This is a genomic window from Portibacter lacus (genome assembly GCF_021533215.1).
GTDB classification, from domain to species: domain Bacteria; phylum Bacteroidota; class Bacteroidia; order Chitinophagales; family Saprospiraceae; genus Portibacter; species Portibacter lacus.
Genome location: NZ_JAJNKA010000020.1, coordinates 62,614 through 77,231, shown reverse-complemented (window position 1 = coordinate 77,231; position 14,618 = coordinate 62,614). Strand labels below are relative to the sequence as shown.

Here is a 14,618-nt window from a genome sequence, read left to right as displayed (position 1 = left end):
TTAGTGACTCATCATCACTGGCATAACAAGCATTAACAATTGCTCATTTTCATCTTCTTCTGTAGGAAGTAGAATACCTGCTCTACTAGGAGTAGACATTTCTAGTTTAACCTCATCAGATTCGATCACGTTAAGCATCTCGATCATAAACTTGGCATTAAACCCAATGTTCATCGCATCTCCTGTATAATTACATGGTAGTTGTTCAGTTGCTTCATTGCTAAAGTCAAGATCTTGAGCTGAAATTGTTAATGAGCCATCATTGATGTTAAGGATAACTTGATTTGTTGTTTTATTAGCATAGATATTAATCCTTGTCAGTGATTTCTGGAAATCACTTCGTCCGATTAACATATCATTCGGATTATCTACAGGAATCACTGCATTATAATCTGGATACTTCGCATCGATTAACCTGCAAATAATTCTAGTTACACCGAAATTGAAAAAAGCATTCGTTTTATTATAACTAAGCTTTACATCTTGTTTTCCACTAATAGCATTCTTAATAAGCGTCATCGCTTTTTTCGGAATGATAAAAGAAGCAGCTTGATCGCTGTTAATATTTCCGAAAGTATACTTGATTAATTTGTGCGCATCTGTTGCTACGAAAATAATTTTATTAAAATCGATCTGCACATATACACCTGTCATCGCAAGTCTTAACTCATCGTTACTCGTTGCGAATAAAGTCTTGTTAATTGCTTTAGATAAAATATCTGTATTGATGTCTATAGAATTAACATCATCTTCTTCTGGCAATTCTGGAAAATCCTCAGGACCTTCTCCAGCAAGTTTATATTTTCCGAAAGCTGAAGTTAACTCGATTGCTCTGTTATCATCATTTAGAGCGAAAGTAATCGGCTGATCCGGAAGTGCTTTTAATGTATCTAGCAAGATTTTAGCAGGAACGGCAACAGAACCATCAGATTCTGCATTCACATCCATTTCAGAAATAATAGTTGTTTCCAAATTTGTGGCGCGAATGTTCAATGTATTATCCTTGATAGAAAACAAGAAATCCTCTAATATAGGAAGTACAGGATTAGAGCCAATTGCACCGCTGGCAACTTGAAGATTTTTGAGCAATTCAGAAGAAGAAACAGAAAATTTCATATTCACTTATTTTAAAGTACCACAAAAATAATTCTAAATACCAATATTCCTAACTATTCGCTATATGGTATGATTATTTTTTAGGTTCTTTGCGATCTTATGGAAAATCTTAGAAAAAATGGTCCACCTATAAAAATGATCGATCGAGTGGAATTACCCGACTTCGAAAAGATCACTTTAGACAACGGACTGTCCTTGTATTCGATCTCTCAAGGTACGCAAGATATTATAAAAATTGAACTTGTTTTCGAAGCAGGTAGACCCTTCGAGCTAAAAAAAGTAGTGTCTAGAGCATGCAATAGCCAGATTAAGGAAGGCAGCTTGCTCATGAATTCGAAGCAAATTGTTGACAAAGTAGATTATTACGGTGCGACTTTAAGAACCAGCGAAAACTTAGATAGCTGCTCCGTTAGTCTATTTTGCCTAGGCAAGCATTTCGAAACCTTAATTCCAATTTTGCATGAAGTGGTTACGAAACCTGCATTTCCGGAAGAAGAATTAAGGAAATATATTAAAACAAATTCCGAAAGGCTTAAAATAGAATTGGTCAAAAATGACGTAATCGCATACCGTAGCATTACAGAATCTATATTTTCCAAAGACCATCCATATGGATACAATTCAGAAATCACTGATTATGAAGCACTCACTAGAGAAGATTTAGTGCAACACTATCAGAAAAATTACGGATACAACAACTGTACAATTTTCCTAAGTGGAAAGGTGACCACTGAGCACTTAGAAGTATGTAACAAATATTTTGGAAATGGTTTCCTAGTTGCAAGTCCAGAAGAAAAAGTACCTAAGGATATCAATCTTAAACCAGAGAAAATTAAAATTTCAGCCAATCAAGAATTTCAGACTGCGATAAAGATTGGGAGAAAACTCTTTAAAAGAAGTCATGCGGACTATCCGGGCATATATGTTCTCAATGCTATATTCGGTGGCTATTTCGGCTCAAGACTAATGTCTAATATTAGGGAAGAGAAAGGTTATACGTATAATATTTACTCCGAAGTAGATGTTATGAAACACGATGGACTTTTCATGATCGGTACTGAAGTAAGTGATGAGTATGCTAGCAAAACCCTCCATGAGATCTACCATGAAATGAAGGTCTTGAGAGAGGAGTTAATTAGTGAGGAAGAGTTAAACATGGTTAGGAATTACTTAATGGGCCGTATCTTAAACTTTATTGATGGACCATTTAATACAGGGCGACTTCTAAAATCGATCGTACTTTCAAATTTACCTGAAAATTACTTTTCGAATTTAGTTTCAACGATAAAGAATGTGACTTCCGAGGAATTGCAAGTCTTAGCAAATAGATATTTGAATGAAGATGAAATGTGGACCATTTCAGTCGGTTAATTGGTACACAATTTGTATGATAGAATAAGATATGATACAATTAAGACGAAAATAAATAAGTAATACCATTTAATGATATCTTTTTTGCGTAATTTTCGCGGTTTTGAAAATGTAAGGTAAAAATCATTTATAATTGATAAATAACACTTTAACTTAAATGAGGTTTTTTAATTTTTTTACACAAGAGCTCGCTATGGATCTCGGTACAGCAAACACCCTGATAATACAGGATGGCGAGATCGTTGTGGATGAACCATCTATAGTAGCTATTGACAGAAAATCTGGTGAAGTCATCGCTGTGGGGACTAAGGCTATGCAGATGCACGAGAAGACTCACGACAATATAAAAACAGTTAGACCTCTAAAGGATGGTGTAATTGCAGATTTCCAAGCGGCTGAAAAATTGATTCAAGGCTTGATAAATCAAATTCCTGACAGAAAACGTTTTTTTACACACTTGAGAATCATGATCTGTATACCAAGTGGTATTACAGAAGTAGAAAAACGTGCAGTTTTTGATTCAGCGGATCACGTGGACTCTAAGGAAACTTATTTAATTTATGAACCAATGGCAGCAGCACTTGGTATCGGGTTAAATGTGGAAGCTCCTATAGGAAACATGATTATCGATATAGGAGGAGGAACGACAGAAATTGCCGTAATTGCATTATCTGGAATCGTTACTGATCAGTCTATTAGAACTGCTGGTGATGAATTTACGATGGATATCGTAGAACACATGAGAAGAAAACACAATCTGCTTATCGGTGAAAGAACAGCAGAAAGTATAAAAATAAACATTGGCTCAGCACTTCCTAAATTGGAAGAACCACCAGAACAAATTGCCGTGAATGGTCGAGATTTAATCTCTGGGATTCCGAAGCAAGTATATGTTTCCTACGAAGAAACAGCAGAAGCTCTTGATAAGTCTATTGCTAAAATAGAAGAAGCAATTCTTAAAGCGCTAGAAGATACTCCTCCAGAGTTAGCTTCCGATATTTATAAAAGAGGAATTTATCTAACAGGTGGTGGAGCATTACTTAGAGGTCTGAATAAAAGAATTGCTGAAAAGACTAAGCTTCCTGTACATATTGCAGAAGATCCATTGAGAGCGGTTGTTCTTGGAACAGGAATTGCGCTGAAAAATGCTAAACGGTTTACTTTCTTAATTGATAGAAAAAGTATATAATTTGATTACTGGAGATTTCATGGATAAGAGCCATGCTCCTTAATTTGATTCTTTGAAGAATATTAATAAATGCAAAACCTCCTATTATTATTTGCTCGTGTTGGCAATCTAATTTTATTTATAGTACTGGAGATTTTATGCATTTATCTAATCGTTAATTACAACCAAGAACAGAAAGGCATTTATATTAATTCATCTAATATTATGTCCGCTTCTATGTTGAAAAGGTATAATTCATTTACGGAGTATCTTAAACTAGGAGATAAGAATGATCGATTAGCGGAGGAGAATAGTAAACTTTTAGAAGAACTTATCAACTTAAAAAGTGTCATCCAATTACCTGAGGAAAAAGTAGACTCGATAAGAAGGTTTAGATTGATGCCTGCTGCTGTAATTAACAATTCCATCAATCAGAAGAACAATAAAATTACAATTAATAAAGGGGCCGATCAAGGAATAAAGAAAGGCCAAGGTGTTATTAATAATGAAGGCATCGTAGGAATCATCAGCGATGTTTCTTCTAATTATGCTACAGCAATTTCACTTCTTAACTTACAAACTAATATCTCTGTCAAATTAAAAAGGACTAAAGAGATCGGTGAATTACAGTGGGATGGTCGTTCAGTGAAGCGATTAACGATGAATGCTGTTCCTCCTCACGTAGAGGTTTTACAAGGAGATTCTGTCATTACAAGTGGATATTCTACTATTTTTCCAGGAGATTTATTTGTAGGCGTTGTAGAAGATGTAAAACAAGATAAACGGAATGGATTCCTATCCTTAGAAGTTTTGCTTAATAATGATATCTCTAGATTAGATTATGTTTACGTAATTGAAAATCTAAAGGCAATGGAACAATTAGAACTAGAGGCTGATGAATAATTCTATCTTAAGAAATATAATCCGATTTATAGTACTATTGCTTGTTCAGTGCTTGGTTTTAAAAGGGATCGACCTTAGGATTGGTGAATTCGACTATCTCCATATAATCATTTACCACTTATTTATTCTGCTCCTTCCTCTTAATATGCCTCGATGGTCTATTTTAATTGCGGCATTTATAATGGGAATTAGTGTAGATATGTTTTATGACAGTCCGGGTCTGAATGCAAGTGCTGCAGTGTTTACAGCGTATCTCAGAAAACCAGTTTTACAATTTCTAGAGCCACAAGGCGGATATAACATTAACGAAATTCCAAGTTTACACCATTTTGACATTTCTTGGATCATTATATACACTTCTATTCTTACCTTTGCTCACCTTTTATGGTACTTTTCGATGCAAGCGTTTTCATTTGTATTCTTCTTTGATATTGTGTTGAATACAATATTTAGCTTTATAATATCGATTATATTTATGATGATCTACCAATTTATCATTAGACCAAAATACTAATTTTGGAACAGACTAAAAGAAATATCATTCTTGGCATTTTTATTTTCAGCGCACTAGTACTTACACTAAAGGCTGCACAAATTCAATTACTAGATTCTTCTTTTAAAGATAAAGCTCGTAGAACTACACTTAATGAAAAAAAGCTCTACCCTACACGTGGTCTGATCTATGATCGAAACATGAAATTGCTCGCAGCTAATGAGCCTAATTATGAGTTAAAACTTGTCTACAATCAACTGGATCCAAAGATGGATACCATGTTATTCTGCGAACTACTTGATATTGATAAAGAGACATTCGAAATACTCATTAATAAAAATTGGAGAGATCCGAGATTTAGTAAATCCACTCCATTTAGAGTAAAAAATAATATTTCCCCTGAGAAATATGCAGTTCTTCAAGAACACATGTTCCGTTTTCCCGGGTTTTTCACAGAGATGCGGAATGTAAGGTCATATCCTCACACTAGCTCTGCCCACGTTTTGGGTTATTTAGGAGAGGTAAATCAGAGTCAAATTAATAATTCTGAAGGTGTTTATGAGTTAGGTGATTTTAAGGGATTAGTAGGTTTAGAAGAAATGTATGAAGAAGAACTGAGAGGAAAGAAGGGTGTAGAGTACATGTTAAGAGATAATCTAGGAAGAAATGTAGAAGTTTTTGATGGTGGTAATCTTAATGAATACCCAGTTCCCGGAGATTATTTGATCACTGGATTAGACCTCGAGCTTCAGAAATTTGGCGAAGCTCTAATGGCAAATAAAAGAGGAAGTATCGTAGCTATTGATCCTTCCACTGGAGAGATATTAACTGCATTAAGTTCGATTTCATATGATCCTAATCAGATGTCGATCTCAAGTAATCGAGATAGCATCTATAGAGCAATGAATACAGATTCTCTTAATCGGCCATTATTTGATCGGTCAGTTCAAGCAAAATATCCTCCTGGGTCTATTCTGAAACCTGTCATGGCACTAATTGCCTTACAAGAGGGACTGACAACGGTTAATCGTTCCATTCCTTGTGATGGCTCTTATCGAGTAGCAAGAAATTTTTACCAGAAATGTCATGCACATAATAAAGCATGGGGAGTCGCAGGTGCGATTCAATATTCTTGTAATTCTTATTTCTACCAGATCATGCGTGAAATGGTCGAAAAATATGGATATACTAATCCGGGCAAAGGACTCGATATGGTTATGGATCATTTAAAAGAATTCGGGCTTGGAGACAAACTGGACGTAGATATTAGTTCAGAGAATAAAGGAAATTTGCCGAGTTCAGAGTATTTCAATAAGTTATATAACAAGAATGGCGCAACATGGAGATCAACGGCCATCTTATCTATTGGTATAGGTCAAGGTGAGCTGGAGTTAACTACGGTTCAGATGGCTAATCTCGCCGCAATCATAGCTAATAGAGGATACTATTACAAGCCACACCTTGTGAAATCTTTTAGCAGTCAGACTAGAGATATTCCTGATAAGTACAAGGTTAAAAACGAGGTCAATATCAATAAAGAATTTTATGGTCCTGTAATAGATGGAATGGAGATGGCAATCGAAGCAGGAACTGCGCCATTAGCAAAAATCCCAGGAATTCAAGTTTGTGGAAAAACAGGTACCTCACAGAATATAGGAAAAGATCACTCTGTTTTCTTTGCGTTCGCGCCGAAAGAAAACCCAAAGATCGCCATCGCTGTATTTATAGAGAATGGAGGTTGGGGAGGCTCACATGCCGCACCGATTGCCAGCTTAATGATAGAACAATATTTAAACAAAAAGATCGCGGAGAATAGAAACTGGATATTAGAAAGAGAACTTAACGCGAACTTGTTAGAAGACGACAAGACATAATGATAGTATCAAGTATAGTTGCTGTAGCAAAAAATGGAGTAATAGGAAAGAATAATGAAATGCCTTGGTACTTGCCAAAGGACATGAGATATTTCAAGAAAAAAACTATTAATCACCACGTAATTATGGGTAGGAAAAACTTCGAAGCTATGGGAAACCCATTGCCGAAGCGAACCAATATCATTCTAACACGAGATCCATTTTATATTTCATCTTCCTGTATCGTGGCTCATACCATAGAGGAAAGTCTTTCTATTGCATTCGAAAATGAAGAAGAAGAAGTTTTTTTCATCGGAGGTGGTGAAATCTACAAGCAAAGTATGGATTACTGGGATCGACTTTACATAACTGAAATAGATGAAGAAGTTGATGGGGATGTATTTTTTCCACCAGTCAATTATGAGGAATGGACACTTGTCTCTGAAGAAGCTCATCAAAAAGATGAAAACAATCCGTTCGATTTTGTATTTAAAGTATATGAACGAAAAGTTAATTCTGAAGAATAACATACTTCATTACCTACATCATCAGTTTATTAGTAGGATTTCCATTACATCAAACTCTTACATTTGAGGTATAAGTCATTGAAATTGAAGCTATTTACTTTCTCATTCTTATTATTGGCAATTTCTTCATTTGCTCAGGAAGTTGGTAACCTACCATTGACTAAATTGACAGAAAAAGATGGAGAGCAATTTAAAAGCAATGTCGTTTCCAAGGATAAATTTGGCACTTTTTACAGTGGAGGAGATGATGAAATTCGGATATTAAAAGGAAATGACTGGCAATCTTATTACGATGATGGTCGACCGATTACTGAACTTGCCTTAGATTATAATGAAAATATCATATTAGGAGGGGAAGATTATTTTGGTAAATTAGGGGAAGATTCCACTGGCAAATTTCAATTTATAGATCTAAGCAACAACCTACATGGAATCGATGGTTTTACAAAATTAAATAAGATCATTCCATATAATGATGGGACACTTTTCCATATAGACAATAGAATCATTAAAATTAGTGACGAAATCACAGATTACAATTTCACGGATGTTGAATTTTCAGGAAAGTTTAATCAAAACATCATCATTCAGAGATCTACTGAAGGTTTTTTCATTTATGCAGGCAATGGGTTTCGAAAAATAAATGGAAGTGAAATCTATAAAACAGAAAGCGTCCAAAAATTCATCGACTTAAGAGATGGTCGCTTTATCGTTTTTTTCGAGCGAAAAATAGTCATGTATGACGGTGATCACTTTACGGATTGGAGACCTAAAAGGAAGATTCCTGGCGCATTCAAGAATGCAGTCTACAATCAAAACGGTCTTTTTATACAATCTTCAGATCAGGAAATTCAGCAACTAAATTTGGATGGAGCATTAATTAGAACCATAGATCTAGAGAGTGAAATAAACCATATTTATGCAGATTTATCTGATCGATTATGGATTTCTACGGATCGCGGTGTTTCGGTCATCAGAACAGATTCGCCTTTCCAACTTATGCCCATCGAAGAAGAAAAAGGAAGAGTTGCAGTTAAAATAAATGATAAGTTTTACTTCGGAACTAACCAGGGTGCATATTCGACTTCATGGTTACAGTTCAGTAATAGTGGATTTAATCGAAATTACACGACCTTACTTGATGCTGCAGTAAATGATCTAGGGAATTTTGGAGGACCATTTTTAATCGCTTCTGACGAAGGACTCTTCGATCAAAAGAAATTGATTTCTCCAGAGCCATTCAGTAATCAACTCTTATTTCTGGAAGAATACGATGTACTTATAGAGGCCAGTAAATCTGGGCTAAACTTATATGAGAAAAACTATAATCGATGGGAATATGCTAATCACATCTATGGATTAGAAGAAGAAGTAAAACAAGTTGTGAAAGATGACAATGGAAGATTATGGGCATACAGTAGTAAATCTGGAATTTACTTGTTGGATTTTGATAAAGAACTTTTTACCATATCGCCGAAAAGGTATGAATTAGATCAGTTACCCATAGGAAAGATTAATGGTATTTTTCTTATCAATGGTCAACCCGTAATCTCGACTTATGAAGGCATCTATGAATTGAATAAGCAACTAGATCGTTTCAAAAAGAGTGATGTCTATAATGATTTGCTTGGCGAAAACAGCAATATTCAGTTGCTATATCAAGATGAAACGGGAGACATTTGGTATATCTCCAAGTCGGAAGTTGGACTTATTAGAATAATTGACAAGGGCGTTCAGAAATCAGCTGAGAAGATAAGGATCCCTGAGCTTGTAAATTACGTAAACTTAGAAACGCCACTCATTTATGGTTTGGATTCAAGGAATTATCTAATCAATGGAACAGATGGATTTGTTAAGATTGACAAGGCAAAAATTGACCACCCCGAAAAGTTAAAAATCAGCTTATACAAAGTTGAAAATACAGTTTCTGATGAGCTGATATTCGTAAAAGATCCTAATAAAATCAATACTTATGAATTTTATAGGACGAACAATAATGTTGCGTTAAGCTTTAGCACCAACTTATTCGGGAGTGAAGAAACAGTGGAATACGCTTTCAGTTTTAATGACAAAGAATGGACCGAATGGTCTGAGAATTCAGAGAGTAATGTTGAATTGCTAGGAGGTGTTAATAGCCTGAAGGCCAAAGCCAGGGTGGGAATGAAAAACGTGAGTAACACGCTTGTGGTTCCGCTAATTATTAATCAGGAATGGTATTATGAAGACTGGGCCAAATATCTTGTCGCAGCAATTGGGCTTTTACTGTTTATCATATTCATTTGGATCCGAACGATTCTCTTTAAAAGGCGTAGAAAAAAACTAGACTTGCTGATGAAAGAGAATGATGAGCTGAAGAAAGTTATCAAAGAACTCACGGAGAAAAATGCGGTGATTAGCGCCCAGTTACTAAGCGCGATTAATGAGTCAGATATTAATTCACAATTGAAAAAGCTCGGCGAAGAAAACGATAACCCAGATGTAAAAAAGGCGATTAAAAAATTAACAAAAAAGATAAAATCAGATCGCAAGCAGCCAGAAGAAATGATGATAGATCCAGATTTCATGGCGAAGTTGAAGATTAAATTTCCATCTTTGACCAAGAAAGATATCCGGCTTTGTAATCTTTTAAAAATGGACCTTACTACGAAAGATATTGCACCTATTTTAGATATTACAGTGCGAGGTGTGGAAATAAGCAGGTATCGATTAAGAAAAAAACTAGAATTAGATAACGATGTAGTGTTATCTGATTTTTTAAAGAAATTATAATGGCATTCGAAAAGAATTTTCAAGTAAGATGGTCGGAAATAGACCTTAATATGCACCTAACTTCCTCAGCATACGTGAAGTATATCACAGATACGAGGATGAGTTTTTTTGTGGATAATGGATTCGGCTTAGACGAGATGGCGAAGCATCAATTGGGCCCGATAGTACTATGGGAAAAGAGTTACTATTTCAAGGAAGTGCATCCGGATCAGAAATTTACGGTAAAAATCACAAATGCTGGAGAATCTGAAAATGGTGGAATGATGCGGTTAGAGCAGCGAATCTATAATGAAAAGGGTGAGAATTGCTTTTTAGCTTATACGTTGATAGCTTTTCTAGATCTAAGGCTTAGAAAGATGATTGCACCACCAGAAGCGCTAGCTAAAGTCTTAGCCTCACTTCCGAAGTCGGAGAATTATAAGATTATCCCTAAGGAGGAACTTAGGGATGCGGATGCGAGACCAATGTAAAGAGGGGTAAGAGTTGTTTTTCTTTGTATAGATTTGTTTTTTTGGTACACAAATTTTGCTTTCAGAAAGCAAGCAAAATCATCGTATCACATTCAGTGATGCTATGAGTTTTTGCTGGCTCGAAGTAGTAGTAATTCTGGTGCGATCGATAAACTACTTTTCTTTCCCATCATCGGATTCCAGTTTATTCATCAACTCTTCTGGAGTATATAACTTTAAATGCCCATTGTAAATCAGCCCATCTTTAATATAGTATGGCTCAACATAGATTGTATTTCCTTCTATTTTCTCTACCTTCAAAGAAAAAAGCAACTCTAAATTTTTATGAATGTTCATCTCACTTATATTATCAAATAAGCTAAAAATCTCTGGATCATTTCGGAAGAGCTTTTGAAGACCCTCTTTAGCTTTTTCAAGTTCTGTGGCATTCTGGTAAATCTCAAAAGGCACATGGTCATTGCCTCCGCCGAAAACAATGCAAAGATTGTCTGCCGTATTTTCAGCTGGATTTCCAATCCTAAGTTCCATTTGACCAAATTGTTGAATAAGATCTTGACTTGATGCTATGATTTCATTTAAAAACTCCTCTGCTTCTATCATGCTTTGTTCTATTTCGGCCTCAATTTCTATGCAGCTGCAAAACTCTCCAAGAGGACAAGACTGACTTTCTACAGTGCAAACTTCCCATCCTATATGACCTTTATCAGATAAGAAAATGGATTCATCCAAAATCTTTAAGGAAAGGGTATACCTGATATTATTTGGCAATTTTTTAGGCAAATCCACAGAGATATTATACGAACTCAGAAGCTCATAAAAAGCAGAAAGCAACCTTTGCAATTGATCATCATTCAACAATTCTGCTTTTGGAAATCGGATGGCTTCCAGGTCAACTATCTGCCCGAAGGTAGGCTCATGTTCATAGTCGAATTCCAGGTAATTTTCAACTTCTCGAAAGTGAGCTTCCAAGCCATCATCTAGATCATTTAATGAAGTGGTCTTATCTGAATTAGAATCGTCCAGCTTTTTATGAGCCGCATTGATGTCATGCAGTAACTGGGTGATATATTTTTCAGGAACCATGATATTGAGGTTTGTTATTTATTGAATTTTTGTTGATAAAAATAGGAAGAAAATGGCAGGGAAGGTAGGGGGGCTTTGCTAATTCCTATAATGTTAACAATTTTTAGCTGCCAGTTTATTACTTTAGCTACATGCGGCTGTTGAAACTATTATTCATTTCGTTTCTTGTAATGACTTATTCTTGTACTTCCGACAAAGAACTAAGTAAAATCGAAGCTTTTGTATTATTAGCTCTAGAACGAAAAGTGGATCAGCAAGAAGATTTTATTGAGCGTGTTAAAGATGATCCCAGACTCAAAGACGTACTTGTAGCATTGTCAGATCCTTTATTAAAGCTTCCGCCCGAAAATACTTTCCATAGTAGAATTCACGAATCAAAAAGTCTTATTTATAACAAACAACAAAGTGGAGGGATAGAAGAATTAAAAGAAAATTATCAAAAACAAAATTATAATGATCAATTTGACAGATTAACATACCAAGAAATCCTGCTTACATATTATCAATACAAAGTACATAATAGCCTTTCGCCCCTTGCTTTTAGCGAGGAAATTGTTCCGTTACTTTCAACAAACTGGGACTCCGAAATCCTACAATTTTACTTTGACTACCGCATTCTAAATATTCTATCTACAATCAAAGGAGATGAGAATAATCTTAACGAGTTTTTATTAATGAATCAGTATTTGTTGTCTAAAATCAAAAATCTAGTAAATAGATATGACCTTAAATATTGTGAAGAAGAAATTAGAGCAAACATAGCAAACAAGCTTTTTAGGGAATATGACCACAAGTTCTTTGGAGAGTACATCTATTTTCACTTGGATAAGATTAGTGACAATGAAAACCGCCGTTTTAGCAGCAATTACAATGAGCAATTTATCAGAGCTAACTTCTTTTTCGAAGATGGTGATATAAATTCTGCCAATGAAATTCTGCGAGCCATTGACCTTGATAGTTTGAGCATAACTCAGAAAAGTAATTTCTACCTATCATCTGGATTTTTCAGCATGGGTTTTGATAATTCAAAAGCATACTCATTTTTTGAGAAATCTCTACAACTTTACCAAGATACTTTCAGTTTTGCACATGCTACAAGACCTCTTCTCTACATGATGGCTTCTGCCCCAAGTGCTGACAAGTATTTTGAACATAAATCAACTGTGGATCAATTCATTGAAGCAGGACATGAGGCTTCTATTATTGCATTTCAGAAACTTCTATTCATAATCGATAGCCCGTATGAATCTTTTAATGATTCACAAAAAATAGAGCTACTTTTAGAAAAGAGAAGCTTAGCAGAACAACTTTGGGGAAAGGAACCTAATTTTCACATTCAAGATTTATACGCACACAATACCGCAGAAATACTTACCATTGCAAAAGGCATGTTATCAAGGGGCCAGTCGATTGACATTCCAACTATCTTACAATTATTTCAAGAAACAAAAGCGATAGAACTAAAGAGAAAAAGAGCATTTGAACAAAAGCTAGAATTAGAAAAAAATAGATTCGATGATTTTGCGGATGAGCTTTTATTAACAAATGAATTTCTGTCGACTGAATATGATGGCCATCCAATCTACCTTGATATTTGGAAAAATTATCTCCACAAATTAATCGAACACTCCGAAAACAAATTACCAACTAATAAGCCTATTGTTGTTCCTGAAATTAATTTACTTAAAAATACAATGGTTCTAGAATTTTTAAAATTTGACACCAGCTATTGGTCATACTTTGTACATGACCAACAAATTAGTATTTCCAATTACTCCGCCCAATTTATTGACTCATTAACAATAGCTTTCCAAGACAAAATGATGTCTAAAAAAAACGTAAAGGCATCTATATATGAATTCAAGAAATATCTAGATTTACCTCAGGATCTTCAAAATAATGATGGGGTAATCATACCAGATGGTGAATTATTTAATATTCCTTTCGATCTAATTTTTAACAATCAAAGCATAAGCTATCATTATGATCTGGCAGCATATGGACTTGAGAAGGAAATCGTGATTGATAACCCAAACCTTAGCTTATTTAGTTATTCTAACAGTGAAACCATAAAATCAAAATCAAAACTTGATTATCCAGAGTTGACATATGGATGGAATGAAGTTGAAAGTATACACAAAGTGCTACCAAATAGCAAAACATATAGTGGTTCAGATTTTCGTAAATCAACTCTGCAATCGAATAAGTCAATAGACATTATGCATATTTCCACTCATGCCTCAATGAATAAAGCTAACCGACTTGATAATTTTTTGCTATGTCGTGAAAAAGATAGTGATCCTGAACAAGTCTATAATTTTGAAATAGAATCCTGGGATTCAAGCAGTCCAGTTGTCATACTATCGGCATGTGAAACTGGAAGCGGTATCCACAGAATTGGTGCTGGATCTTATTCGTTAAGTCGTTCTTTTATTTATGCCGGTACTGACGTTGTGCTAAAAACCTTATGGTCTGTGAACGATAAAGCCACCTCTGAATTCATGGTTTATCTCTACGAGTTTTGGAAAGATGGGATGTCTCTTGAATCTGCATTACAAAAAACTAAACATCTTTTTCAGACGCATGATAAATATGCTCATCCCTTTTATTGGTCAGGGTTTGTGCTAGAAGGAAATGGAAAAATAAAAATTAATCTAGACTAAGGGGTTACTTTTTTCAGTCATATTCCGACAATACTCTCGAAAGCAATAATCAAAACAAAGGATTAGAAAAACAACTTTAATTATCCTCTCAGATTATCGCATTTCAATAAACTTTTTATTTAACAAATGTGGTAACAATTGCGCATTGTTACCCTAGCACTCTTATGCCTTAATGAAGGCTTAGGAAACAAAAACTTCATGT

At 35.0% G+C, this 14,618-nt stretch carries 11 protein-coding genes; 9 read left to right on the top strand and 2 right to left on the bottom strand.

Annotated features, from left to right (window positions below):
* A complete protein-coding gene (dnaN, locus tag L2586_RS22975; RefSeq protein ID WP_235295347.1) occupies positions 1-1,116 on the bottom strand; it encodes a DNA polymerase III subunit beta in 1,116 nt (371 codons plus the stop codon).
* A gap of 99 nt (positions 1,117-1,215) precedes the next feature.
* On the opposite strand from dnaN, the gene L2586_RS22970 reads away from it, so the two are divergent.
* The 8 genes from L2586_RS22970 (at position 1,216) to L2586_RS22935 (ending at position 10,670) form a co-directional block, all read left to right on the top strand.
* A complete protein-coding gene (locus L2586_RS22970) occupies positions 1,216-2,487 on the top strand; it encodes a M16 family metallopeptidase (protein ID WP_235295346.1) in 1,272 nt (423 codons plus the stop codon).
* A gap of 157 nt (positions 2,488-2,644) precedes the next feature.
* Complete coding sequence (locus L2586_RS22965; protein WP_235295345.1) at positions 2,645-3,676, top strand: rod shape-determining protein; 1,032 nt, start codon at positions 2,645-2,647, stop codon at positions 3,674-3,676.
* A 69-nt stretch (positions 3,677-3,745) separates the two neighbouring features.
* Positions 3,746-4,558 carry a rod shape-determining protein MreC gene (gene mreC / locus L2586_RS22960; RefSeq protein ID WP_235295344.1) on the top strand — a complete coding sequence of 271 codons (813 nt, stop codon included), beginning with the start codon at positions 3,746-3,748 and terminating at the stop codon, positions 4,556-4,558.
* On the top strand, positions 4,551-5,072 hold the full coding sequence (locus L2586_RS22955; protein ID WP_235295343.1) for a hypothetical protein: 522 nt from the start codon (positions 4,551-4,553) through the stop codon (positions 5,070-5,072). The genes mreC and L2586_RS22955 overlap by 8 nt, the downstream gene beginning before the upstream one ends.
* 2 nt (positions 5,073-5,074) lie before the next feature.
* Positions 5,075-6,925: a penicillin-binding protein 2 gene (mrdA, locus tag L2586_RS22950; protein ID WP_235295342.1), complete on the top strand. Its 1,851-nt coding sequence runs from the start codon at positions 5,075-5,077 to the stop codon at positions 6,923-6,925.
* Positions 6,925-7,431, top strand: a complete 507-nt coding sequence (locus L2586_RS22945) for a dihydrofolate reductase (RefSeq protein ID WP_235295341.1) — start codon at positions 6,925-6,927, stop codon at positions 7,429-7,431. Before mrdA ends, L2586_RS22945 begins: the two co-directional genes overlap by 1 nt.
* A gap of 63 nt (positions 7,432-7,494) precedes the next feature.
* Positions 7,495-10,200 (top strand): helix-turn-helix and ligand-binding sensor domain-containing protein, encoded by a 2,706-nt coding sequence (locus tag L2586_RS22940; protein ID WP_235295340.1) that lies wholly within the window; start codon positions 7,495-7,497, stop codon positions 10,198-10,200.
* Positions 10,200-10,670, top strand: coding sequence for an acyl-CoA thioesterase (locus tag L2586_RS22935; protein ID WP_235295339.1), 471 nt, complete (start codon positions 10,200-10,202; stop codon positions 10,668-10,670). Before L2586_RS22940 ends, L2586_RS22935 begins: the two co-directional genes overlap by 1 nt.
* 153 nt (positions 10,671-10,823) lie before the next feature.
* On the opposite strand, the gene L2586_RS22930 is transcribed toward L2586_RS22935, so the two are convergent.
* Positions 10,824-11,753, bottom strand: coding sequence for a hypothetical protein (locus L2586_RS22930; RefSeq protein WP_235295338.1), 930 nt, complete (start codon positions 11,751-11,753; stop codon positions 10,824-10,826).
* A 140-nt stretch (positions 11,754-11,893) separates the two neighbouring features.
* Here L2586_RS22930 and L2586_RS22925 point away from each other — a divergent pair, with 140 nt between their 5' ends.
* Positions 11,894-14,416, top strand: a complete 2,523-nt coding sequence (locus tag L2586_RS22925; protein WP_235295337.1) for a CHAT domain-containing protein — start codon at positions 11,894-11,896, stop codon at positions 14,414-14,416.
* Positions 14,417-14,618 lie beyond the last annotated feature (202 nt).

Coding starts and splice junctions, on each gene's coding strand:
- dnaN (WP_235295347.1), bottom strand. CDS start 1,116: ATGAAATTTTCTGTTTCTTCTTCTGAATTGCTCAAAAATCTTCAAGTT.
- L2586_RS22970 (WP_235295346.1), top strand. CDS start 1,216: ATGGAAAATCTTAGAAAAAATGGTCCACCTATAAAAATGATCGATCGA.
- L2586_RS22965 (WP_235295345.1), top strand. CDS start 2,645: ATGAGGTTTTTTAATTTTTTTACACAAGAGCTCGCTATGGATCTCGGT.
- mreC (WP_235295344.1), top strand. CDS start 3,746: ATGCAAAACCTCCTATTATTATTTGCTCGTGTTGGCAATCTAATTTTA.
- L2586_RS22955 (WP_235295343.1), top strand. CDS start 4,551: ATGAATAATTCTATCTTAAGAAATATAATCCGATTTATAGTACTATTG.
- L2586_RS22945 (WP_235295341.1), top strand. CDS start 6,925: ATGATAGTATCAAGTATAGTTGCTGTAGCAAAAAATGGAGTAATAGGA.
- L2586_RS22935 (WP_235295339.1), top strand. CDS start 10,200: ATGGCATTCGAAAAGAATTTTCAAGTAAGATGGTCGGAAATAGACCTT.
- L2586_RS22930 (WP_235295338.1), bottom strand. CDS start 11,753: ATGGTTCCTGAAAAATATATCACCCAGTTACTGCATGACATCAATGCG.